This window comes from Rhodococcus sp. ARC_M6, from assembly GCF_022810305.1.
Lineage (GTDB): Bacteria > Actinomycetota > Actinomycetes > Mycobacteriales > Mycobacteriaceae > Rhodococcus_F.
In genome coordinates, this window is sequence record NZ_JALGQH010000042.1 from 17566 (window position 1) to 41092 (window position 23527).

Below are 23527 nucleotides of genomic sequence, written 5' to 3' on the forward strand. Positions count from 1 at the left end.
GTACATTGTTCTCGGCATCCTTTAAAAGTGTCCAGCGATAACAACCATCCCCCAAGCAGTTATCGCTGCTGGTGGCGGAGTACGCCTCGCAATCTCAACCCTCTGCGAGATGACGCCTCCGCCACCCTGAAACGCAGTCCGGCGCACACCCACTCGGGTGTGCGCCGGAATTCGTTGCTGTGAAACTTATTTCACTGTGTCGCGAGAATCTGATACTGCGCTGTCGTCATCTGGTGGACCTTCTTCTCGTCGTCGAGGACGCTGATCTCGCCGAGGTAACGTCCCTGGTGGACGATGCAGTAGTTGTAGGTTCCGCGCGGGGTGTCCTTGGTGAAACACGCCGTGTTGGGGATGCCGGGCGGGTTCGCGGACTTCGTGAAGCCTTGATTGGTGATGTCGCTGCTGAACAGGTCGAACAGTGTCGAAGCTCCCTGCTCCGTTTCGGACCGGTACACACCGGTGCCGGCAACCGCGTTCAACGTGGTCTTCGATTCGCTCATGAACTCGATGGTCAGAGTCGGATTGGACGAGAAATGCGCCGCGCCGCGGGGCCCGTACACCGCACTGGAGCTGGTGGTCTTGTTGCCGTCTTCCTCCGGGACAGTCAGGACAAGGACGTTGTCGATGTCCATCGGCAACTCTGCGAATTTGTCGGCGGGTGTGGCGGGGAACTTGTCGATCATCGGGGCCTGCTGTGCGAGAGCTTTCGCGGTGACCTGCGCGGTCCACGCTTTCTCGGCGATCGGTGCGGACGCCCAGGTGTAGATGATGTATTGCCCGTGCGGGGTGAACGAGTTGGAGCTGAACGAACCGTCCGAGGCTTCGCGGGTGGTGGTCAGCGTGTCGGGCAGGATGTCGATCGGTGTGGGCACACCGCCATCCGAGTATTCGCCGGGCAGTGCGTCGTCGGCGGACATGTCGACTGCGGCGCGTTTCGCGGATGCGGCATCCGGAAACCGCAGGACCGCATGCACGATGGATTTGTCGGCGACTTTGTCCTCGTATTTGCGGGAGGTGGAGAAGCCGGTGAGCATCCCTTCGCGTTCGGCGATGTCCGGCGACTTGCCGGTCAGCAGAATCGAAAGCGCCTTGCCGGATTTGATCACATACGTCGACATCGGTACCGACCCGACCAACAGCGGATCAAGTTCACTGGGGAGGACGACGAACTCGGCCATCCGCTGACCTTCGACGTAGCGGCCACTGTTGACGCTGGTCACTTTCCCGAAAGCGGGCTGCGGGGTGGTGCGGAACGTCCCCGGATCCATCTCCCCGGGTGCGGCGTCCTGCGCTGCGACCGTTGCACTGCCGCCGCTTTCACCTTCCGCGTTGGGTTGACCATCGCTGGTACTCGAGCATCCGGTCACCAGCAAGATCGCTGCTACCGCCGCTGCTATCGGCGCAAATGTTGTCGCGCGCATCGTATGTCCCTCTCTCGGTGCTTCCATATCCCCTGACGGTGTTCCGGCCGCGGTACGTGTCGTACCGGAGTGAAATCTGTCGAGGAGCGTCAGAGATTAGATGCGCCGAGATGGCGATTAGTTCCCGCTGGGCTCAAACTTTTTTTCGGGACTGATAGGTGAGAGTTCCGTCGGTGAACGCCACTAATGCCGTGATCTGCAACATGCTTGCGTCTCTGTCGGTCGAGCCCGTTTATCGGACAGGTTGCTCCACCAGCGTCAGCATTTGCTCGTCAAGCTGGCGGGATGCTGATGCGCCGCGTTCGTCGAGTACCTGGTCGAGTGCAGTTGTCGGGATCGTGAAGTCGGCGCCTTCCTTCGAGCGTAGGAACCGGCGGACGTCGGCGAGCATTGCCAGTTCTTCATCGATACGTTCGGTCACACGGTGCAGTATGCCGCGGCGGCAATACCGAGAGATCCTTGGTCCAGAACTGGGATTGCACCCAAATCCCCCAACCCGCACAGATATAGGCGGTGCGCTCAACTACTGTCGTCTCCGAAGTTCAGCTGTATTCGGTTACCAGGAATCTGCGGTGGCGATTGCATACTGCGAGAGAAGTTTTCCACCGCATGTTGCTGCGGCAGCCTGGCGACGGCACGGCAATTCCTGCCCGCCGCACCCGATATGTCCGCTACATCCGCAATCTTCGTGCAACCAATTTTTGTTGCGCGGGAACTTTCCGCCCTCTCGCCGCATCTAACGTACATATCCGCAGAACACTGCGCTGCCACCTCCGATAAGGTTTCATCCGCGAGTCGTCTGCGGCTCACGATCCCAGGGGTGGGCGGCAACTCGGCACATGACGAGTTACCGGATAGGGAGAAGCAAACAGGGGGACATACAGGTGGGAAACGACGCTGCCGCCGCACCAGCGCACGAGAGCACCGACAACCCGCTCACGCCGGTCGAAACGACGTTGGCCGGCGCGACGAAAATTTTGCGCACCTACGGTTTCAACGCGACAGCCGATCTGGCGGCCGAGAAAGCAACTGCCGGGCAAGTGCAGCGGACGGTGGTCGTGGTCGGCGAACTCAATCGCGGAAAAAGTTCCCTCGTCAACGCCCTCGCCGGAATTCGCGGTCTCTCCCCCGTCGATGTCGATCCCACCACCTCCGCCACCATGTCCGTGGTGGCGGACAGCGCGGAGCATCCGTGGGGATCGGCGGACCTGGTGTTTCCCGGCGCAGTGCGGCGCATCCCGGTCGCCGAAGTCGCGGACTGGGTCAGCGCCGCCGGCCGCCACGTCACCGACCCGGCGGTCGAGGTGTTGCCGACCCGCGCGATCGTCCCCGTACGTTCCCCGCACCTGGCGAACCTGATCCTCGTCGACACTCCCGGATCCGGAGGGCTCGATGCGGCGGCCGCGAAACTGTCCGCGCAGTCCGCTGAGCAGGCCGGTGTCCTCGTCGTCGTCTGCGATGCCAGCTCCCCACTGACCGCCCCGGAAATGAACTTCATCCGAGACTGCACCGCCACAGTCGAAGCCGTGATCGTGGTCGTGACCAAAACGGACAAGCACCTGCGCCGCTGGAAACTGATCGTCGAAGAGAATCAGCGACTGCTCCGCACCCATCTGCGGCGCACCATCCCCGTCGTGGGCGTCTCGAGTGTCCGTGCGCTCGCCGCCGTCGAGATCACTGATCCCGTACGGCGTAGCGCGGCGGAAGCCTCGTCGGGGATCACCGCACTGCGGACCCTGATCGGCAGTGCGCTGGACTCCGATCACCGCGCCCAGGTCGACGGGCTGCGGACAGCCCGCGAAGGTTTGCGGTTGGTGCACGGCAAGGTCACCGCGCACATCACCCGCACCAAGGACGGTGATGCCGCGCTCCCGGAACTGGAGGCGCAGCGGGATCAGCTCACTGCACTGACCGAGCAGTCGGCGCAGTGGGATCAGCATCTGGGCCGGGACCTGACTCTTGCTCGTCAAGCGGCAGTCATGCACCTCGAGGAACAACTCGACGTGGTGAAAGAAAAATGGACCACCAAGATCAACGCCTCCGGGATGGAAGTGCTGCGGAAGAATCCGCAGGTGTTCACCAGTGAGATCGAATCCGATCTCCTCGCGGCGATGACGTCGGCGGTGCAACTGTTCCTCGACCGCCTCCGCGGTATCGTGACCCCGCTCTTCGGGTCCGAGTCCGAAACCGTGTGGCGCAGTATCGAATCGGAGATCGTCGCGTCCATGCAGTCGGACCCGCTCACCACCGGGCAGGTGGTCAGTAAGAAGCAAGGCTTGCTCGATCCGAGTGTGTTGACGATGGGCATGATCGGCACGTCGATGCTCGGCGCGCTGATCGGGGTCGGCGCAATCGCCGGTGTGGTGTGGATCGGGGTGAACCTCGGCTACAAGGCGATGCGGGCGGGAAAGACGAACTTGCTGACGTGGCTGCGGGAGACAGTCGCGACTGCGAAGGTGAGTACCGCCCGGATGCTTGATCTGGGTTTGGCTCTCTCCCGGCCGGAGATCGTGATCCGCTACCGCGAGCACCTCAAATCGTCTATCGCGCAGGTGCAATCGCAGATTGCGCAGGCGCAGGATGCCCAGCGTCTCGATGCGGCGACGCGGGACAGCACGCTCAAAAAGCTCAACACCAATTTGCGGGTGGTGACCGCGAAGTCGTCGGAGATCGAGAACCTCATCGCACGACTGACCACGCCTCCGCCTGCGCCGACCCCCGAATCCGTAGCCGAGAAGGTGACCGTTTCATGAATGCACCGTTCGCGTTCGCGTTGATCGTGCTGGCCTGCGCCGGCGGCATGGCGGCCGGCTGGATGCTGCGCGCCGCCCGAACACCGGCAGCGGCACCTGGTGGTATCTCTGCCGGTTACCCACCTGCCCATCACGGACCTACCACCGTCGTACCTACCGGCGCCGGGGCGGTCCCGGCAGCGGTCCCCGCCCCGTTGATGCCGGTGGAGCCGGATCGGCGACTGATCATCGCGATGATCGGACTACACGACCTCGACGGCGGTATCTCTGCCCGTGAGCGAATCCGCGAAGACCTCGCCCAGGTCGGTGTCCAGATTCTCGACGCCGCCCCCGGCACCGTCTTCGATTCCGCCCACCAGAAAGCTGTCACCGGCGTCGCCGCGCAGACACCCGATCAGGTCGGCACCATCGCCGCCCTGATCCGGCCCGGCTGGACCAGCCCGGCGGGGATCATCCGGTTCCCCGAGATCGCCGTGTACATCGCCTCGAACGACCCGATGCCCACATGAGCGCTCCGTACCCGCCGCATCCGGCGCAGTTCGACCGCCAACAAGCCGTCCGCATCGCCCTCGACCGCGGCCTGTATTCCGTCAACCAACTGGGCGGCGACCTCGCCGATCACGCCCACCGGATCCGCGCGATCCTGTGGTCACCGCCAAGGGTGGTGATCGTCGGACGTCTCAAAGCCGGTAAATCAACGCTGGTCAACGCCCTGATCGGGGCTCCGGTCGCCGAAACCGCAGCGTTGGAAGCGACGAACGTCGTCACCGTCTACCAGGCCGGGGCACCCTCGCGGGCGGAGTTGGTCGGCCTCGACGGCACCCGCCGCCCGGTCCCGCTCGAAGCCGGACGCACCGTGAGTCTCGGCGCGGAGGCAGCGGACATCGCGTACGTTCACCGGCACCTGCCGTCCCTCTCCCTCGAGAACCTCACCCTCGTCGACACCCCAGGGTTGGCGACTCTGACCGTGGAGAACGAACACCGCACCCGCGCTGCGTTGATCGACGGATTCGCGCAAACCCGCTCCGCGTCCGTCGATGCGGACGGCGCGGTGTTTCTTTTCGACAGTGCCCCCCGCGCCGACGAGATGGATTTCCTACGTCAACTCGGCTTCACCCCGCTGAACACGCTCGGGGTGCTCTCGCGGGCGGACAGTTTCGGGGAAGGCGCTCTCGGTGGGCGTAATCCGATCGAACACGCCCACGCGCACGCCCAGAAGTTGGCGCAGGCTCTCGCGTCGACCGTCTCGACGGTGGTGCCGGTGGCGGGGTTGCTGGCCGAGAGCACCTATACCGGGCAGGTCACCGAAGCCGACGCCATTGCCCTGCACACCGTCGCATCGATGGACACCCTGGAATTGATGGACCTCCTCGAATCAGAGAACCCACAGCACCTCGGCCCCGTCATGCGGGACCGGTTGCTCGATCTGCTCGGCGAATACGGTGTCCTCGGCGGACGGGCGGTCGCCGGCCGCGGCGCGCACGCTCTGAACCGGTGGCTGATCGAGCATTCCGGGATCGCGGAGGTGAAATACCTCCTCGACAGTGCGGTGCAGGATTTCGCGGCGGTGCACCGCGCGGACCGCATCCTCGCCGAACTCGACACGCTCGCCGCCGCGCACCCCGCCCGCCAGCAGATCCGCACCATCACCGACTGGGTGCGCAGCGATCCGGCGATGCAACCGGTACTGCTGTATCGGGCACTGCGGGCAATGTTGCTTGCCGACCCGCACGCACCGGTTGTCGCGGAGTTGACCCGGATGCTGGCCGGGCGCACCGACGCCGAACGTCTCGGCGTGCACCCCGGCAGCACGCCGGAGCAGATCGCCGGCCATGCCGGTGAGCGGTTGACCCAGGTTCAGCGGCGAGCGATGTCGACGGCTACCGCCGCCGAAGACGCCGCGTTGGCGGAGCTTGTCCGCACGTACACGAGCATGCGGAGGCAGCCATGAACCAACCCCACCCCACCCCGATCAGTGCGCCGCCGGGATCTCCCGCGTGGGTTCTCGCGGTCGACTTCGGAACCTCCAACACCGCTGCCGCCCACACCGGAATCCGCTCCGGAGCACCGGAAACACTGCCCCTGACCCACGAGGGAAACCTGATGGGTTCGGCGGTGTTCGTCGAGTCTCCGGCCAGCATCGACGTCGGTGACGTTGCCGTGAATCGGGCGCAAACGAACCCGGCGGCCTTCATTTCGTCCCCGAAACGTGTCATCGGCCAAGGCATGGTGCACGTCAACGGCTACGATCTCCCCACCTGGGTGCCGGTGGCGGCGGTGTTGCGGTTCGTTCTCGAGCGGGCCACCGCCGTGCACCGCGGCCTGCCGCCGGTCAGGCTGGTCCTGACCCATCCGGAGGGGTGGGCGCTCCGCGAAATTCAGGTTCTCCACGGCGCCGCCGCCCAACTGGGATTCGTCGGTGACGGCGTGGCGACGGTGTCGGAGCCGCGGGCGGCTGCGCACTTCTACACCCGCACCGAGCGCATTCAACCCGGCGAGGTGATCGCGGTGTTTGACTTCGGCGGCGGAACCTTGGACGTCGCCGTCCTCACCGCCACCGGCATCGACACCTTCGAGGTGATCTCCGCGCGCGGCGACAACGCCCTCGGCGGAAAGAATATCGATGCCCTGATCCGCCGCTGGGTCGATCACCAACTCGCGGACGAGAACCCGGAACTACTGGCATTCCTGCGTTCCGATGCGCCGCCGCACATTCTGCGGACCCTCGACGACTCCATCCGGCGTGCGAAAGAGCTGCTCTCGTCGACGGATTCGGCGACGATTTCCGTGGTGGACAGTCGCCGCGATCACCGCGAAACGCTGACGTTGACCCGGGGCGAGTTCGAGTCGATCATCGCACCGGAAATCGAGCGCGCCGCCGTGTTGACGCACGCCGCGCTCGTCGACGCCGGTGTGCGCGGACCCCAGGATCTGACGGCCCTGTATCTGACGGGTGGTTCGTCGCGGATTCCGTTGGTGGCGCAGCGGATCGCTGCGTTGGGTCCGATCGCGACGCTCGATGATCCGAAAACTGTTGTCGTGCAGGGCGCGTTGATTGCCGCCGCACGGCCTGCTGCGCCACTGCCGGTGGCCCCGCCGCCGGCCGCCGGCGGCTCTCCGACCTCTATCTCGCCGCCGGCTGTGTTGTTCGGTGCGTCGCCTCGCACCGGCGCAACTCCCGTCATCACCGCGCCCCCGCGGCCTGGTACACCGCCGCCATCGCAGCGCCCGCGCCGCCGTGGTGTGCTCATCGCCGCCGGAGCAGTGGTGGTCCTGGCGGTGGTCGGCGGCGCAGTATGGTTCGCCGGATCCTCCAGCACCGACAACGCTGCACAGTCCAGCACTTCCGGTCGCTCCGCGAACACCACACCCGGTACAGCACAAGACATTCAAGCCGTCCAGGACCGCACCACCGAATACTTCGCTGCCCTCAACTCCCACAACCGCAGCAAGATCGACGCCATGAAATGCACCGGCTACATCGGTGTCACGACGACACCGGGCGAAGCTCCCCCGTCGCAAAACCTGACCTTCACGCTCAAAGACTTTGTCTCCACGACCGTGATCGGCGACACCGGATCCGTCCGCGTCCGCATGAACACCCGCGACGGCGACACCTCAGCGGACAGCGACGGCGTCGTGCTGATGGAATTCGTCCGCGAACACGGCACCTGGATGTTCTGCGCCGTCACCGACCAATAACCCCCACCGACCAATAGCCCCACTACACAACACTGTTCGGCCGGCGCCGCCTGCCACCACACACTCCACGCAGCACACAGGAAAGAGCACATCATGTCGGGTTGGATGCTGAGCGTCGACTTCGGAACCTCGAACACCGCCGCCGCGCACACCGGAGTCGTCACCGGAGCCGTCGAAACACTGCCGCTCACCCACCAGGGCAACCTGATGTCCTCGGCGGTGTTCGTCGTCTCCCCGGATGCGATCGACGTCGGCGACGTCGCCCTCAACCGTGCGGAAACGAACCCGGCAGCGTTCATCCCGTCCCCGAAACGTCTCATCGGCCAGGGGATGGTGCACGTCAACGGCTACGACATCGCGCCGTCACTACCCGTCACCGCTGTCCTGCACTCGGTGATCGGACGCGCCGTCGCCGCCCACCGCGACCAACCGCCCTCCCACCTGGTCCTCACCCACCCCGAAGGCTGGTCCCCACGAGAGATCGGGGTACTCCTGGAAGCGGCCGCACGTCTCGGATACGGATCCGGCCGCGTCAGCACCATCTCCGAACCCCGAGCCGCAGCGCACTACTACTCACGCACCGAGACAATGCCTCCCGGAACGAAGATCGCGGTCTTCGACTTCGGCGGCGGCACCCTCGACATCGCAGTCCTCACTGCCACGGATACCAGCACGTTCGACATCATCGCCGCACGCGGCGACAACAGCCTGGGCGGCAAAAATTTGGATGCCGTCCTGCGCCGCTGGGTCGACGGGATGCTCGACGACCGCAACCCGGCGCTGCTCGCGTTCATCCGCTCCGACGCACCGCTGCATGTCACGCGCAGTCTCGAAGACTCCATCCAACGCGCCAAGGAACTCCTTTCATCGAGTCCGTCGGCGACGATCACCGTCAGCGGCAACGGTCATCAGGAAACGTTCACGATCACCCGCCCCGAATTCGAATCTCTCATCGCTGTTGCCGTCGATCGCGCGGTCTCGTTGACGCAGCAGACGTTGACTGATGCCGGCATCAGTCATCCGAGCGAACTGTCCGCGCTGTATCTGACGGGTGGTTCGTCGCGGATCCCGCTGGTTCATCAGCGTCTCGCGGCGCTCGGCCCGATCGCGACCCTCGATGACCCCAAAACGGTGGTCGCGCAAGGCGCCCTGATCGGTGTGGGCGCTACGCGTGATGTCACGAACCCTCAACTCGCACCACCGGGCATCGGAGTCGGACCGAACCCGCCCCACGGGCAGAGACCATCCCCGTTCACCTTGAGCAACAACAGGTTTCCGGAATCAGCTCCGGCGGCTCCGCGTGTGAGCGGCGGATCGCTGCGCACCCGGGTCCTCATCGGCGCCGGCGCAGTGGCAGTTATTGCCGCGATCGCCGCGGCCGTCATCCTGATCCCGGGCAACAGCAGCGACACCCCGACCGCGACCGGCGGCACCTCGTCCGCCCCGACAAGCGCCACCAAAGCCGGACCAGCCCAGGACGCCGACACCATCATGGCCGCATTCCCTGCTGGCTTGAAGGCTGCCGTCGAAAAATGCGAGCGCAGTCGCTTCACCAGCGATCAAGCCCTCGAAGTCAACTGCACCGTCAACAAATCCAACGCTCTCGCCGCGAAATTTCCGGAGTACGGGAAGACATTCACTGCCAGCGTCGACCCGAAGGAAGCGAAGAAAACGCTCCTCGGATACCGCGAATACGACAACACCGGCTACACCCTCACCGAAAACGCTGCCGGCACAGCAGGAGTGAACATCCGCGACGGCTCTGAATACGTGTACGGAACCTACGTCAACTTCGAGAGCGGCCTCACCCTCGCATTCAGCGGTCAAGACTCCGCCGAGAGCATCCTGAGCGTCCTGCGCACCGTCGGACTGCTCTGACACCCGACCTGCCCTACCGCGCGCATACGCGCCACGCCTGCGCGCATCCAACTGGTACCGGTCCCACAAAAAGGGGCCACCACCACTCGAGCAAGGACACACCCATGTACAAGGTTCGACCCGTATTCCGCACCGCGATCATCGGCACGGTCGGCGCACTGACATTGAGCATCGCTGCGTGCGGCGCAGACTCCGGTAGCTCTACACCGGCTGCAAGCAGCACCCGCGCCGCAAGCTCTGCCAGCGACGGTGATTGTCGGTTGGCGCTAGGCGCCGGGACCGAAATATCGACGCGGTTGAGCGCGTACAACTCCAAACGCGACCCTAAAGACTTGATCGTCATCGACAGCACCATGTCGCTCCATCAGCGGACGGCCGCACTGATCAAAGACCCAGCGCTCCGTGAGCTTGGCGATCAGACCATGGCTAGCCTCACTGCGTGGAACACCGCCGCAGCTTCCGGCGACACTACCGAGCTGAAGCGCCTCATCGGCGCACAAAAAATCGTCATGACCTCGATGTTGGATTCATGTCGAGATGTCCTCGATACGGAGACGTTCTCGACTTTCGCGAGTTTCCTGGATTTCCTCGAACGGGGTCTGGCCGCACCGTCCACCACCACCTCCGTAACACCGAAACCAACGCCGAAACCAACGCCTGTAGCGCTCACACCTGCCGCCACCTTCTTGAAGGTCGGGCAGCCCGCGTTTCTCGAATTCGCCGATGACGAGAAGAAAGGTACTTTCAGCTTCACCATCACCGCTATCGACAAGGCTCCCGACGCTGATCTGAAGACGTTCGACAAGGACTCGCTCAAGGGCGTCAACTACATGTTCTATGTGCGAGCCGAGGTGCAGCAAGTCAATCCTGAAGCATCATCGTCTCCTGAATCACTGATACGGGCGATGACCCCGGCCTACACGATGGTCACTTCCGACCACAACCGGAGCGGGGAGATCACCGCCTTCAGGACGTTCAAACCGTGCGCCGATGACATCGGATCCGCGAGCGAACCGACAGGTCGATCCACACTGTGCGCGATGATCGGTGTGCTCAGTGAAAGCGGCGCACAGCCAACTGTCACCGAAGTTCAATTGAACTCGCTCACCTCGTCGCTGAAGACGGGTGAACCCCCGCTCGCAATCTGGAATCCGTGACCGGGCGCTCGGCCGGCTCCCTCGCGGCCCAATCCCCGAACAGTGGGCGCTGCCGAGCTTCATCGCTTGATCGCCCAGTCATGAGTGAATGAGAAACAGGTCGCCGCATGTGACCGATCCACAAAGGGTTCTTGCAGATCAGGACCGCCGATGGTGCTGGCGATCGAGGTCAGTGTGTGGCGACCTGTTGCTCGTCGCGGTATCGACGATAGTTGCAGGGTCCGACATTGATGCGTCCCCGACGGATACATCGCTCGCAAAGTAGCCGGCGAAGTCGACCCGATCCTCGGTCCGGTCACCATCTGGCAAGAAACGTACCTCCACCGCCGGCACTGACGCGCACGAAAAGGGCCCTCACCGAATACCGGTGAGGGCCCTGCTGTTTCACGAGTTACGCGGGTTCTGGTACTAGTACCCGCGCTTCTATGTGTAGACCTACGGTGCCGATCATCTCCGCGAGTTTGTCTACGGAGAACTTGGATACCTTGCCTCGCATGAGGTCGGAGATTCGGGGCTGTGCGACGCCGAAGTGTTCTGCGGCTTCGGTTTGGGTCCATCCTTGTTTGCTGATGTGTGTGCGGAGTGCTCGCATGAGGGTGGCTCGTAGTTTGAGCTGCTCCGTCTCGGCGGGTGTTCGGCCGAGCGAGTCGAATGCGCTTGCGTACTCGGGCATGTGGGTGTTCCTCTTGGTCGGGTCGGTGTAGCTGGGTGGTGATGCTGCGCGGCCGGGGTGACCGCGCAGCGTCACGGGTTCCTCTGGGTGGTGGTGCTAACGCCGCCGCTGAACTGGAAGCATCACGCCGACGATCTGGCGGATCCGTACAGGTCACAGCCATGTTTCGCGCGAGCCACCTTCGTTTGCAGGGTGGGTCGGGCATGTCACTGAGCCGTGTCCCACCCTGCCTGAAGGAAGGGCCTCACAGTGTGGAGAGTGTCGATTATCTGGTGGACTACTCGCTCGATAGCGGCGGCGCCGAGCAGTGGGGAACCGTCTGAACAGCCGAGTTCACCGTTCCAGATCACGCCGCCTGCGGCTCGTATCTCCAGCACGTCGCTGTCCGCGACGTACAGGCCGTAGCCGGTGGCGGTCTGCTGTTCGGTGATTTCGTCTCGATGTACATATGTGGACGTCAACCTTCCCGGTGCCGGGAGTACGACGACACCATCGTCGACCGCCTTGCGGATCAACGCTTCAGGAAAAAAGACGTACGGGGTATACGGGATTCCTGGAAGATCGCTGCGAACATACGCCGCATCCAGCGCCGCGGTCGGTGCATCAGCCATCTCCGCCGGCAACCATGTACGCGCCCACTCCTGTGCGTCTCCGACAACACGGAACGGCCATGTGCGTGAGTCGAACTCGGCTTGAGCCTGATCCCACGCTACGCGTCGACGCTCGTAGAACTGAGTGTGCGCGCTGGGTGTCTCCGGCACCTCGACCTGCGGTTCGTCCGGCTACTGCCGCTGAAACCACTTCCGCATTGACCATGTCATGTCCAGAGTCAAGCACAGCTCGCAGGTCTGCCCGTGGCCCGGCACGTGAGCAAGCCATAGCCCGGTTGCAGCACGGGCGAAAATTAGACAGATCCGACTCCACAGGCGCCTCCAAATCCTTGAATTGGCAGCTCAGGACGCTGCGAGTCCTCTGATCGGCCCGTTAAAGTAGCGTCGAGTTTCACCAATCTTCGCCGCATCTCGGCAATCTCGACGGCCTCCAATTCACGCCGAGAGCGCCGACCTACTGGTCTGGCTGGACCTGCCGTTCATCCGCGTGACTCTGGATCCGGCGAACCCTGTGCCGCAGATGGCGACGCGAGGTCCTGCGGAACGGCAATATTGAACCGCCCTTTCACAACGTGAGGTCGACTACTGGGTTGACGGTCCACTCACGAACTGGGCGCAGTGAAACTACTGATCTGATCCGCGGAAACACCGAGGACCTGACCCCCGATCGGCACCAGCGCGGCCAGTTCGTCCATGGACCACAGGACTTTTCCGGTCCGAATGTCAATGGCCCGAACGACTGCCGACCGACCGACGTTCGTCGAATGGGGTTCGGTGAATAGGCCGATCGTTCCGTCTATCGCAACAGCCGACACGGGCGCCCCGATGTCATCACCGGGATGAGTCCATAGCACCTGTCCAGTGAAGGTATCGACGGCTGCAACGTAATGTGTTGTCAAACCGGTTATTTCATGACCGGAGATGCTTTTGACCAGACTGACCCGCCCGAATGTGGTCCCCGGACCGGGCGCCGGAGCTCCAGGAAATCCAGGCATGGCGGTGGGCAGTGGCGGAAGTTTTTGACCAGATTCAACGTCGAAAAACTGATACCTAGGCAGCGGCGACGAAGCCAAGCCGTCTAGGACATAGCTCTGGGAACCGTCGTCAGCCGGGGGATTGACTGTGAGGTCCAGGTAACTCTCACCGGGATGGTGCGTGATCACTTCCCCAGATCGGTTATAGATGTCGATCCCGTGTTCTCGTATCACTGCGACCCGTTCGCCAGGCATCGACCTAGCCCGGTGCGCTCCCCCAGTATTGGGTACATCCGCCACGATATTTCCGGAATCGACTGCAACGACAAAGGATTCATTGTCCCCACCGAAGACCTGGATGAACCCATCGGACAACGGAAGGATTCTCGCCGCCTCGTTGTCAATTGCCCAGTCCGGCTGATCGGCCCTGTTCACGGGGACTCGCGTTGTCCACGCAATCGATCCGTCGCCGGCATCCTCGCGGGTAACCAGAATCTGCCCATCTAAGTCGCGCAGCGGCTCCCATGCGGCAGTCACCGCCGAATTCCCAGCTGCGGCGAGATCATCGAGGTCGCCGCGATGCTCGACGCGACTCTCACCGTCATCCAGGTTGTAGTAGTGAAGAAAGAGACCATCGCCCTGCTCAACGTCGGGCGCCACGTCTCCACGACAAGGCGGCATCTTGGACGCGTCCACCACGGCCGCGTACCCACAGTAAGACCGGTTGACCTCAGCCGGATTGACCGCACACACGATCTCGCGGCCCACCGGCCCGGACTCGCATTGCGCGCCCCGCGGCAACGCGGATTTCCACAACACCCGACCGGACGCGGGGTCAATGGCGACAAGTTTCCGGTCACCAAGAAGTTGATACAGCGAGGAACCATCGTCTACCGGTGGCGGCGAGACAATCACCGCGATGAGCCGTCCGCACATCAGCTGCGGACCAGGCGATCCGACGGAGTGTTTTTGGTTCAACGCCTCGACGTCGAACTGAGAGTTACTGACGATGTCCCCAGGCTGCAATGCCCAACCAACCTCAAGCTTGCGTTCAAGATTCACCGGTGTGGCGCGGTCAGAATCGTCGCATCCCGACTGACCCGCGCCCAGCCGGCCGCTGGTCACTGTCGACTCCGTGACCGGAGATGCCCCGCTCGCGCATCCGACACAGAGCGCCAACAGCGCCAACAGCATCCAGCGCAGATTCTCTCGAGGACGCCACATACCTGGTAGATCATCCGCGTCACACAGTTTGTTACTCGTGTTGTTACTCGTGGCGCCACGGGAACGACCATGATGGATGATCAAACCCAGATCTCCCATTACCCAATCGCCCGGGGCGGGCCGTGCGCGGCGAAGAGATCGGCGTAGACGTGCGCGGTGCCGGCAGGCCTCTCGAGGCGGACAACCTCGCAGAAGAACTCCACGGAGCCGCCCGCGACAAGACGCCAGTACCGGGTTCGGGTCTGTTGCCCGGCGACTACCCGTGTCCCGAGGGTGTCGACCTCCTGAACTGGTCTGTTGCCATTGGGGAACAGACCGCTGGGCGCACCTACCGCGCACGAGTCGCGGCGGCGGCCGCTCAACACTGATTTGATCCAACGCATATAGACCGACACCGCGTCAGCGCTGAACTGGAACCATCACACAGGGCGCTTGCAGCATCTAAGCAGGTCACAGCCATTTTTTGTCCGATCCACCTTGCTCGGCAAGATGGGCCGCTGTGCCGATTTTTCGCGTCATCTCGGCCCTCTCGACTTCCCCGATTCACGCCGAACCGGTCTCCTCTACCTCCCGGCATTGTCACTCACTATTTTTGCGCGATTACCGACGAGAATTTCCTTTCTCGCAGCGTCTCCGAGAAAAGGCCACCTCGGCGCGTCCATCAGCTCCGCCCGGGATTCTCAGTCGCAGGTATCGCATTTTCCATTGAGCGGCGTGGATACAAAGCATGTCGGGCACAGCGGTCCAGTTGACCCAGCGGAGCCTCGTGCCCGCGACTCGCGTTCGCCGGAGGACGTTCGGCTCACGCAGTCCCGGCAGGGGGGCAAATTTCGCATCTGCTCTTCGGTGGCTAGCTGTGGTTGACCAGGAACTGTGCCGTCATCGAATTTGAAATGTCCGCAGTCCAGGTCATGTCGCTTTCGGGGCGCTTGGCCTGTCGCCGCCCCGTTCATATCAGCCGGCGGTACGACGTACTTGATCTCTGGATGACTAATCGTGTCCATGTCGACGCCTTTCGCTCGGGTGCCCATGCAGGTTAACCCGCACACCGAAACTAATCGTTTCTGGCCAGACCTGCGAATAGGTTCTCCGATGTTTCCAGTAGTGGGTGCATCAACTCTGACCGTCCCGCGGCGTGACACAGCGTCAGTGGTGCCCGATAGTGTGATGCCCCCGACCTGAACCAGGTTGGGGGCATCCTTCACTCGGGAGAGAATCGCTCATCTCACGAGGAGGTTTTCTACTGCCATACGTCACCGGCTGAATGTCCTGGCGTCTGGTCGACAGTGCTCCAAGTTGAGCACTGTTCTGATGGTGCGAAAGATGGTTGCTAGCACCCCGTTACGTGCGCGCCTTTGGTCAAGACACCGAGCGCCAAGTCCTGACGAATTCAATGGTGGTGGCTACGCTGGGGAAATGCGAGTGGACGGTGTCGACGACCGCCTCATCGAGGATGCAGGCGAGTTGCTGCTCGATTCCCTCGACGTGCTCCTCGAACGTGTAGCCAGCCGGCCAGAATTCGCACCCAAAGCGGGCTCCCCACAATGGCTTACCGAATGGAATGACCGCGATTCCGATGCGGGACGTGTCCGCGCACGTCAACACGTGCTCGTCAGAATTGCGCTTGCTGCCACCGCTCACATCACCCCGCGCCTTGACATCGAGCTAGCTCGACGGATGGGCATCGCCGAGGACGTTATCGAACGCGCTCAAGGAGTGCACCCTCGGTCCGGGAAACGTAAGCGCCAAAACATATCCGATGAATCACCCTCGCAACCTGCACTGTGGTGAGGTTCGAGCAAGCATCATGCCCACCCGAAAATTCAGGTGGAGGATGACCGTTCGAGTCGATCTTGTCGTTCCATAGCTGCCGCGCCACCGCTTCGCGCCGGCTTGCCAACGGATAAACACTCGACAGACTCAGCGACCGCGGTCCTGATCGCGCTCAATGCCGTCGAGAACTCCTGGCACCCGCAACGATTCGACATTGATTCTCGACACGGGTTTTCGACAAACTCGACCTGCACAATCGCCGCGGCCGACCAGATGCCGAATAACGATCTATTTTCGACGCCAAGTTCTACTATTCGCGTCCGATAACCATCCTTCACCCCAGCCACCATCTCAGGGTCTACCTCTTTCCGATGCGCCGTAGGCTCCTTCGCTCGGCCATCGGTGTGATTCCCAGCAGTATTTGGCGCTGGTTTCACAGCGCTATCTGGCACGGCACTGCCCTTGAGCACTGCGTCGCAACTGAGCGGTTATGATGCCGAGCTACCGATGCACCCGATCTACGGGTTGCCGGGGTTCGACGCTGACAACAAAAAACGGAGAAGCCTACATGCACAGACAACGAGCTGGTGCGGCCCTGGCGCACGGGAGACTGCGACGGATGCGGGCCGGCATGGTTGCCGCGACTAGCCTTATCGTCGCGGGGATGGTGTTGCTTCCCGCGCAGGCGACTGCCGAACCTGATTCGGCGCCTACCCAGACCGCTCTGCCATTCCCCGGTGTTGTAGCTGCGCCAGTCGACGTGGCGGTGAACAGCGCGGGCGATGTGTTCGTCGCCAACGGGTCCTCCGGATCGGGTGCAGGCCAACCTGTCTCCATCCTCAGGGCTGGCGAGACCACGCCTACTGCCCTGCCATTCGCAAGAAATCGGTCGTACTCCAGCGTCGCGGTAGACAACTCAGGAAATGTGTTTGCCTCCGTTTCGGGTCCGGGGTCGAACCCTGTCGTGCTCAAAGCTGGTACGAACGTTCCGGTTGAACTGGAGCTTCCCAACGCCGTCGTCAGCTTTCTAACGGTGGACCGGTCCGGCAACCTCTACATGGCCGACATCCGTGGCAAACGAGTGTTGAAACTCGAGGTAGGCGCGTCCACCCCGATCACACTGCCTTTCGGCGATCTGAGCTTTCCCGAGGGCATTGCCGTAGACGACAGCGGAAATGTGTTCCTCGCCGACGCTATGAGCAACCGGGTCCTGGAACTGAAGCCTGGCGCGTCCGCCCCAACAACCCTCCCGATCGAGGTTGATTTCCCTGCCGGGGTTGCGGTCGACGGCAAGGGAAACCTGTACGTCGCCGACATCATGAACGGCGGCGGCCGTGTGCAGAAGCTCAAGGTTGGCGCGACTACCCCCATCACCTTGCCTTTCACTGGCATCAAGAGCACCGGCGGTGTCGCGGTCAATGACAAGGGAACTGAGGTCTACGTATGCGACTACAACGGCGTAGACAACAAGGTCCTGAAGCTATCCATCCCAGCGTCCGAACCGACCACCCCGCCCGCACCGGTAGCCCCGCGCTTCGTAGATCCCCCGGCAGAACCGCTGCCCGCAGTAGTCGGCACACCCTTCACCCACACCTTCACTGCCACCGGAACACCCGACCCCGCCCTCACAGTCCTCGGCAAACCCGACTGGCTCACCCTCACCAACGGAACCCTGACCGGAACACCCACCGCCCCCGGTTTCTACTACTTCACCATTGCCGCAGCAAACGGCACCACCCCCAACGCCACCCTTCAGGTGACGGTCAACGTCACCGCCGCGCCGGTGGTTGAACCACCCGTGACGGGATCCCTCGGCTCGCTAGGTAGCTCATTCTTCGCTTTCGGAAGCTGATCTTTCTGCCTGTTCCGACATGCTGACGACATGGCCCTCTACCCCTTAATGAACTGGGGTAGAGGGCCATGTCAGTTCGTGGCCATTTCTCTCGCCGATCAGTGTCCGAGAATGGATCGGTTGACGGACACGGCGGCTTCGATAGGAACACCGATCAATGCCAGGACTCGACTGGTTCAGTCGTCCGTGCCAATAATTTTGTAAAAACGTGCCAAATAATTCCGAGAGTCACAAGATTCAATCACCGTCCGATTGTCGGTAACCGATCTTGGTCTCAACACGTCAACGCATCACTACTGGTGACATGATGCGTGATCGTGGAGGCATGGATGGGCAACAAAGGCGCTCGGGTTCACCGTGGAACAAGAGAACACGATCTGGGAGATGTGGCGGCGAGGCGAATCGCTGAGTGAGGCCGGTCGGGCCATCGGGGAGAGCGTCCCTCAGATCGGCCGGTTCCTGCGTAAATCCGGCGGTATCCGGCCGCTCCCACGTCGCCGGCGAGCATCGCATCTCACTGTCGGGGAGCGTGAAGAGATTTCCCGTGGGATCGCCGCCGACGACAGCGCTCGGACGATCGCCGACAAACTCGGAAGATCCCCGTCCACGATCGCACGCGAGATCGCCCGCAACGGCGGCCGCGCACACTATCGGGCGGTCGAGGCGGATGCCGCGGCGGATGCCCGCGCGCGCCGCCCTCAAGACTCGACCCTCTCTACCAGGCATTTTCTGCGGGAGATCGTCACGGGGAAGCTGAGCGAGCAGTGGTCACCGCAGCAGATCTCCGCTTGGCTCCGGCGCGAGTACCCGGACGATCCGCAGATGTGGGTTTCGCACGAGACGATCTACCGTTGCCTCTACATACCGTCACGACAAGTATTCGACGACACAAAATTTCACGAACTGCGTACTGATCGGCGGATCCGCCGACCTCGCGGGAAGAAACGCTCCCACGGGCGCGGACAGATACGGAACAGAGTCTCAATCGATCACCGCAGCTCCGCGGCCGGCGATCGTAGCGAGCCCGGACACCTCGAAGGTGATCTCGTGTTCGGCACCCGCCCGTCGGCGGTCGCGACGCTGGTGGATCGACAATCCCGCGTCACGCATGTGGTGGCATTGCCGGACGGGTACCGGGCCGAGACGGTAGCGGACGCCTTAATTGCCTATCGGGGCAGATTGCCTGCGCATCTGCGTCGGTCGCTGACCTGGGATCGGGGACTGGAAATGGCCGCGCATGAGCGCATCACCGCAGCGCTCGACCTGCCCGTCTACTTTTGCGCTCCGCATCATCCGTGGCAACGCGGGACGAACGAAAACACGAACGGGCTCCTTCGCCAGTACCTGCGAAAGAACGCTGACCTGCGTACTTTCACCCAAGACGACCTGGATTCGATCGTGGCCCGACTCAACGATCGACCTCGGCGGGTGCTCGACTGGGACAGCCCACGCCAGCGAGAAGAGCAGGTGTCCGGAAGCTGCGCAACGGCATAAATAACGGTTGTCACCAGCGGTTGGCATGATGATGGTCATGGCTGCTACCGGACTTCCCGAACTCGATGTCGCCCGGATCGTGAAGTATTGCGCCAGTAGAGTTCCCGATCGCCTGCGTCATGAGATTCGGGTCGAATGCGACATCGCGCCGCGCCATGTCACGATCTGCGAATGCCGGCCGCCGTGGCGTGAGGACTTCGGACCGGAGTGGACGCGTTTCCCGATTGCCCGGCTGCATTTCACGAAGAAAACCGGGTTGTGGACGTTGTTTTGGCGGGACCGGCACCTAAAGTTTCACCGTTACCAGTTCTTGGATCCGAGTCCGCATGTTCAGGATTTGCTCGATCACATCGAAAGCGGTGGGGATCCGATCTTCTGGGGTTGATCCGTTATCGTCGGTGATGCGTTGACCTATTGAGACCAAGTTCTCTTTCGGAAATCGGGGAACAATTTTCGGTGACCTGGACGACGCATGTTCCGAAACTCATGTCCAATATCGATGGTTCGTTATATGGATTATCGACGAGTTGTGGAACACCATTACTTTTGAGATACGCCCGAGTCTCGGACTGTAACTCCCGGAATTATTTGGCACGGTGAGGCCCGTCAGGCGAGATGCCGTCCGGAAGAAACTCGTACACGAAGCGGTCCTGGACAAGATCGACCGCGAACACCTCTCGATCGACACCGACAAGGTGCGCGCCAGATTGCAGACCAACCGTGAGCACGTTCACGGGAAATTGCTCCGCAACTGCCTGGACCGGTGGGAACGCATCATCGCGGACAACCACATCGACACCGTTCGAAAGATCAGCGTTTCCGATACCGAGACCGACCGTGAGATGCGAAACATGTCGCCCCTGTCGGTGTTGTTGAGTGAGAGCGAACGCCTGCGGGTACTCGACCTTCTCGTCGAGAGAACCCTTATGCAACCGGACGACTAAAGGGTAGGTGCCGCACTGAAGACCCGACCCACACCATAATTCTTAGAATCTGCCCCCGCAATTCATTTGTCAGATTGCAACAACTGACCGCCGAGTACGGACTGAACTTCCTTGCATACTTCCGTCTGAGTGCACTTGACGGCCCACTGGTCACCCCAGACCCAGTTGGGTGCTGCCGGGTTCTTGCGCCGCTCACCCATTGGTAGACCGAAAGTGGTGTACCAAGATGAGGCTACATTCGCTGACGAGAAGACCACGATGTTCATCGAGTACTCGATTGCGTAGTTTTTGGAGGGGTTCACGGTGATGCACTGCGCTAAGGCTGGATCGGATCCCGGTTCGTGGGGTGCGTAGTCGCCACATGGGAGACCGCCGGCGACGAGCGCTTGCGCTACCTCTTCCGGGCTTGCAAACGGTACTGCTATTTCAGTGGCTGTCCGTGCGTCATTGTTCATGACTACGTCGTGCCCATCACCTTCAGTGCTGCTGCATCCACCAACCGATCCAAGCAACAACACCGCACACACGAAATGCCATTTCATTGGGCAAGTATCGCATTCAGGATGATGAGTTCCGTTGAATGTTGAAACGGAATGGGACCGAGTGAGCGAACATTGGCTAGCACTCGCCAGCGCCCGTTACCACGTAGCACGGAATCTCCTATCCAACCGGCTACCCCGGAAACCCTGAGCGCCTTCCTGCCGGTTTAGGTGTGCGTTTTGACCATCGTCAAACAGCACCGTCAGTTTCAAGAGTTGACTGCACCGCACGGCGCAGGGGATCGACTTCGGTCAAGCTTTGGCCGCAACTTCGAGTTCCGCCGCATGCCGCTCGAAGATCTCGCGGAACTCGTTTTCGCTGATCAGATTGCGGTGGTATGCGCTTTCGACTTCATCCCACGTGCCCGGGTCGTAGGCGTCCAGTTGCTGCCCATTGACGATGGGAACCCGACCGAAGGTGTAGTCCCAGTCGAGTAGCTCTTTCATCATCTGACGTGCGGTGATCTTTCCTGCGACGCGTTCGTTGATGACCTCGCTGGGCGAACGATCAACCAACGACGGATGCTCACGCAGTCGTCCCAGAATGCGAACGATTTCCGTCTGGGAAACGTCAGCCAGATCGGCGATCTTTCGCTGCGATGTCCTTTGCCGGGCCGCCGCTTGGACAAGGCGGTACATCTCGGTCTTGTCCAGTCTCCGTTGCGCAGCGTTGGCCATGATGGCCGCCGTTGTCGTATCGGTGGGACGTTGCTCGGTGATCGACATCAACTCCACCTCCCCCGAACCATAATGTATCAGATTTGGGCGGAATCGAACGCTCCCATCCCCCTCGCACGTCGAACTTCTCCGACTCAGCGCTCCTCACCTCCAGCACAGTGAACAGCGCGAATGCCTCGCCACTGGGCGATCGCGCTTTGACAATTGGAAACAGATCCCCACCCTCGACCCACCGGCCGACCCGGCTCAGCACACCGGTCTACGAAACGATCCGCACCAACCCAGCCTGGACCGGGCAAGCGGTCGATGTCATCACCCGCATCATCGGTGAACACCCCGCCTACCAGCCACTCCTAAGGCTCCGCTCGTAGTCTGCGAGAGCCGCAAATAGGCTCATTGCCTTCCGTCCGTCAGATCACCTGATAACCCAATGCCACTGCCGCACTGTCGATACGGCGACTGAGCCCGACATGAGACAACGGAAGCGACATCGTCGGCGCCGACAAGAACGCGTCAGCAGCCCGCTCGAACAGCGCCACACACAACTCACCGGAAAACCTGCCGCGGTACGCGATCCCATCCACATTCACGTACTCACGATGAATCGCCCTGGCCCAGGACTGAACTCGAAGGTGAGGGCCAGAATCGAGCATACGATTGCACCCCAACCTGATCGGCCACGTGCCTCCGGAGAACCCTCCGACATCTAGAAGCTCAAGCGGGCGATCGAGCGCAACAGCCGACAGATACGGAGCACCATCGACCCGATCGATCACCCGCGTCCCCTGAAATACTTCGGCGAACGCACCACGCGGGCTACTCGCCCCATACCAAATACTGAACTCGGCATGATCGGCCTTGGGCCGCGGGTGATGATCGAACCGCAACAGTGGCCCATACCCACGAAACCCGTTCCACGGCAACACGTGAGAGCCGTCCGCGGAATGAATACGCCACAGAAGCGATGCCGTCGAGATCCTGACCAACTCGTCGTCGCGCACCCCGCCCTCGCGCAGTGCAGCGATCAGAGGCGGGTCGGCGGTTGCCACTAACCGAGGCACGTCGCGCGTTCCACGACCTCGAGAACAGTCGGCAGATCGCTCTCGACAGCTGCAGAGGTGAGGAATTCGACGACCGACACAACTCTGCCCGCAACGGTGAGGTCCTCGCGCGGCAAGGTCAACACTGCAGAGATGGTGAGAGGATGCAGGCTGGCGGGAAGGTGCGGCAGCACCTGATCGAGGTACGGCACCATCCCCTCATCAGTGAACTGCACCTTCGGATACAAACGCCCGCGGCGATCCACATCGTCGAGGGCCCAGAGCTTACGTTCGATCGACGTCAGTTGACGGATCCGCGGGGCCTTCACCTTCAGTAAGTCGGCGACCTCCGATGAGGTCAGTGCTGTGCTCCGCAGGTCACTCATGGTCTGTGCCCGCCCCAGAACCACGGCCATGCCGGCCTTCTCCCCGTCATCGGTCAAACCGGCCGCGTCGAGCAGGTCCGCATCGTGGCGAGAGAGGCCTCCTTGTGGCTGTTGAACACCCAACGAAGCGAGGTACTCCAGCACACCGGCGACTGCTGTTCGATCGACCGGATGACCGAGCGTGCGGGTCAACGCATCTTCGAACGACAACTCACCGATCTCATACTGATGTGCGACAGTCACTTGACTTCTCCTAACACCTACTAACAGCGTAGTTCAGCGTTGATCCATTCGCTACATCGTGCAGACCCGCGACACAGCCGACCCGAAGGCGTTGAGTCGCCGTGAACGAACACCCGCCGCAACGTAGCCCCATCCATCAAGCACACACACCACCAGCGCCATGCTTGTCACTCTCTCGCGTTCGT

General features: G+C 62.1%; 21 protein-coding genes. 12 read left to right on the forward strand and 9 right to left on the reverse strand.

The features are described from left to right. Positions 1-191: 191 nt before the first annotated feature. Together MTX36_RS27240 and MTX36_RS27245 are read right to left on the reverse strand one after the other, a co-directional pair. Entirely contained in the window at positions 192-1421 is a 1230-nt protein-coding gene (locus tag MTX36_RS27240) for a hypothetical protein (RefSeq protein WP_243622787.1), read from the reverse strand. 232 nt (positions 1422-1653) lie between these two features. Then, positions 1654-1842, reverse strand: coding sequence for a hypothetical protein (locus MTX36_RS27245; RefSeq protein WP_243622807.1), 189 nt, complete (start codon positions 1840-1842; stop codon positions 1654-1656). Between the two features lie 463 nt (positions 1843-2305). On the opposite strand from MTX36_RS27245, the gene MTX36_RS27250 reads away from it, so the two are divergent. The 6 genes from MTX36_RS27250 to MTX36_RS27275 all read left to right on the forward strand — a co-directional run bounded on the left by MTX36_RS27250 (position 2306) and on the right by MTX36_RS27275 (position 10911). Beyond that, positions 2306-4174 carry a dynamin family protein gene (locus tag MTX36_RS27250; protein ID WP_243622788.1) on the forward strand — a complete coding sequence of 623 codons (1869 nt, stop codon included), beginning with the start codon at positions 2306-2308 and terminating at the stop codon, positions 4172-4174. Further along, on the forward strand, positions 4171-4683 hold the full coding sequence (locus tag MTX36_RS27255) for a hypothetical protein (RefSeq protein WP_243622789.1): 513 nt from the start codon (positions 4171-4173) through the stop codon (positions 4681-4683). The genes MTX36_RS27250 and MTX36_RS27255 overlap by 4 nt, the downstream gene beginning before the upstream one ends. Next, positions 4680-6125: a GTPase gene (locus MTX36_RS27260; RefSeq protein WP_243622790.1), complete on the forward strand. Its 1446-nt coding sequence runs from the start codon at positions 4680-4682 to the stop codon at positions 6123-6125. The genes MTX36_RS27255 and MTX36_RS27260 overlap by 4 nt, the downstream gene beginning before the upstream one ends. Continuing rightward, on the forward strand, positions 6122-7876 hold the full coding sequence (locus MTX36_RS27265; RefSeq protein ID WP_243622791.1) for an Hsp70 family protein: 1755 nt from the start codon (positions 6122-6124) through the stop codon (positions 7874-7876). Before MTX36_RS27260 ends, MTX36_RS27265 begins: the two co-directional genes overlap by 4 nt. Positions 7877-7969: 93 nt before the next feature. Beyond that, positions 7970-9754, forward strand: a complete 1785-nt coding sequence (locus MTX36_RS27270) for an Hsp70 family protein (protein ID WP_243622792.1) — start codon at positions 7970-7972, stop codon at positions 9752-9754. A 104-nt stretch (positions 9755-9858) separates the two neighbouring features. Continuing rightward, the gene (locus MTX36_RS27275; RefSeq protein ID WP_243622793.1) at positions 9859-10911 is read left to right on the forward strand and encodes a hypothetical protein; all 1053 of its coding nucleotides are present in this window, start codon (positions 9859-9861) and stop codon (positions 10909-10911) included. A gap of 391 nt (positions 10912-11302) precedes the next feature. Here the strand turns inward: MTX36_RS27275 and MTX36_RS27280 are convergent, their stop codons facing one another. The 3 genes from MTX36_RS27280 to MTX36_RS27290 form a co-directional block, all read right to left on the reverse strand. Continuing rightward, positions 11303-11584, reverse strand: a complete 282-nt coding sequence (locus MTX36_RS27280) for a helix-turn-helix domain-containing protein (RefSeq protein WP_243622794.1) — start codon at positions 11582-11584, stop codon at positions 11303-11305. Between the two features lie 206 nt (positions 11585-11790). Continuing rightward, entirely contained in the window at positions 11791-12345 is a 555-nt protein-coding gene (locus MTX36_RS27285) for a hypothetical protein (RefSeq protein WP_243622795.1), read from the reverse strand. Between the two features lie 452 nt (positions 12346-12797). Further along, the gene (locus MTX36_RS27290; RefSeq protein ID WP_243622796.1) at positions 12798-14393 is read right to left on the reverse strand and encodes a PQQ-binding-like beta-propeller repeat protein; all 1596 of its coding nucleotides are present in this window, start codon (positions 14391-14393) and stop codon (positions 12798-12800) included. A gap of 122 nt (positions 14394-14515) precedes the next feature. On the opposite strand from MTX36_RS27290, the gene MTX36_RS27295 reads away from it, so the two are divergent. From MTX36_RS27295 to MTX36_RS27320, 6 genes are all read left to right on the forward strand, one after another. Beyond that, positions 14516-14761 carry a hypothetical protein gene (locus tag MTX36_RS27295; protein WP_243622797.1) on the forward strand — a complete coding sequence of 82 codons (246 nt, stop codon included), beginning with the start codon at positions 14516-14518 and terminating at the stop codon, positions 14759-14761. 1048 nt (positions 14762-15809) lie between these two features. Continuing rightward, positions 15810-16184, forward strand: a complete 375-nt coding sequence (locus MTX36_RS27300; RefSeq protein WP_243622798.1) for a hypothetical protein — start codon at positions 15810-15812, stop codon at positions 16182-16184. A gap of 550 nt (positions 16185-16734) precedes the next feature. Then, entirely contained in the window at positions 16735-18018 is a 1284-nt protein-coding gene (locus MTX36_RS27305) for a hypothetical protein (protein WP_243622799.1), read from the forward strand. 357 nt (positions 18019-18375) lie between these two features. Beyond that, positions 18376-19512: an IS30 family transposase gene (locus tag MTX36_RS27310; protein WP_243622800.1), complete on the forward strand. Its 1137-nt coding sequence runs from the start codon at positions 18376-18378 to the stop codon at positions 19510-19512. 37 nt (positions 19513-19549) lie between these two features. Then, positions 19550-19897: a DUF3024 domain-containing protein gene (locus tag MTX36_RS27315; RefSeq protein ID WP_243622801.1), complete on the forward strand. Its 348-nt coding sequence runs from the start codon at positions 19550-19552 to the stop codon at positions 19895-19897. A gap of 211 nt (positions 19898-20108) precedes the next feature. Continuing rightward, positions 20109-20456 carry a hypothetical protein gene (locus MTX36_RS27320; protein ID WP_243622802.1) on the forward strand — a complete coding sequence of 116 codons (348 nt, stop codon included), beginning with the start codon at positions 20109-20111 and terminating at the stop codon, positions 20454-20456. Positions 20457-20518: 62 nt separating this feature from the next. Here the strand turns inward: MTX36_RS27320 and MTX36_RS27325 are convergent, their stop codons facing one another. From MTX36_RS27325 to MTX36_RS27340, 4 genes are all read right to left on the reverse strand, one after another. Next, positions 20519-20911, reverse strand: coding sequence for a hypothetical protein (locus MTX36_RS27325; protein ID WP_243622803.1), 393 nt, complete (start codon positions 20909-20911; stop codon positions 20519-20521). A gap of 336 nt (positions 20912-21247) precedes the next feature. After that, on the reverse strand, positions 21248-21721 hold the full coding sequence (locus MTX36_RS27330) for a winged helix-turn-helix domain-containing protein (protein WP_243622804.1): 474 nt from the start codon (positions 21719-21721) through the stop codon (positions 21248-21250). Between the two features lie 362 nt (positions 21722-22083). After that, positions 22084-22722 carry an RES family NAD+ phosphorylase gene (locus tag MTX36_RS27335; RefSeq protein WP_243622805.1) on the reverse strand — a complete coding sequence of 213 codons (639 nt, stop codon included), beginning with the start codon at positions 22720-22722 and terminating at the stop codon, positions 22084-22086. Further along, positions 22722-23342, reverse strand: coding sequence for a hypothetical protein (locus MTX36_RS27340; protein ID WP_243622806.1), 621 nt, complete (start codon positions 23340-23342; stop codon positions 22722-22724). Before MTX36_RS27340 ends, MTX36_RS27335 begins: the two co-directional genes overlap by 1 nt. Positions 23343-23527: the final 185 nt, after the last annotated feature.

Excerpts from the sequence above, each read along its gene's own strand:
- MTX36_RS27240 (WP_243622787.1), bottom strand. The coding sequence starts at position 1,421 with ATGCGCGCGACAACATTTGCGCCGATAGCAGCGGCGGTAGCAGCGATC.
- MTX36_RS27255 (WP_243622789.1), top strand. The coding sequence starts at position 4,171 with ATGAATGCACCGTTCGCGTTCGCGTTGATCGTGCTGGCCTGCGCCGGC.
- MTX36_RS27260 (WP_243622790.1), top strand. The coding sequence starts at position 4,680 with ATGAGCGCTCCGTACCCGCCGCATCCGGCGCAGTTCGACCGCCAACAA.
- MTX36_RS27265 (WP_243622791.1), top strand. The coding sequence starts at position 6,122 with ATGAACCAACCCCACCCCACCCCGATCAGTGCGCCGCCGGGATCTCCC.
- MTX36_RS27270 (WP_243622792.1), top strand. The coding sequence starts at position 7,970 with ATGTCGGGTTGGATGCTGAGCGTCGACTTCGGAACCTCGAACACCGCC.
- MTX36_RS27275 (WP_243622793.1), top strand. The coding sequence starts at position 9,859 with ATGTACAAGGTTCGACCCGTATTCCGCACCGCGATCATCGGCACGGTC.
- MTX36_RS27280 (WP_243622794.1), bottom strand. The coding sequence starts at position 11,584 with ATGCCCGAGTACGCAAGCGCATTCGACTCGCTCGGCCGAACACCCGCC.
- MTX36_RS27290 (WP_243622796.1), bottom strand. The coding sequence starts at position 14,393 with ATGTGGCGTCCTCGAGAGAATCTGCGCTGGATGCTGTTGGCGCTGTTG.
- MTX36_RS27300 (WP_243622798.1), top strand. The coding sequence starts at position 15,810 with ATGCGAGTGGACGGTGTCGACGACCGCCTCATCGAGGATGCAGGCGAG.
- MTX36_RS27305 (WP_243622799.1), top strand. The coding sequence starts at position 16,735 with ATGCACAGACAACGAGCTGGTGCGGCCCTGGCGCACGGGAGACTGCGA.
- MTX36_RS27315 (WP_243622801.1), top strand. The coding sequence starts at position 19,550 with ATGGCTGCTACCGGACTTCCCGAACTCGATGTCGCCCGGATCGTGAAG.
- MTX36_RS27325 (WP_243622803.1), bottom strand. The coding sequence starts at position 20,911 with ATGAACAATGACGCACGGACAGCCACTGAAATAGCAGTACCGTTTGCA.
- MTX36_RS27330 (WP_243622804.1), bottom strand. The coding sequence starts at position 21,721 with ATGTCGATCACCGAGCAACGTCCCACCGATACGACAACGGCGGCCATC.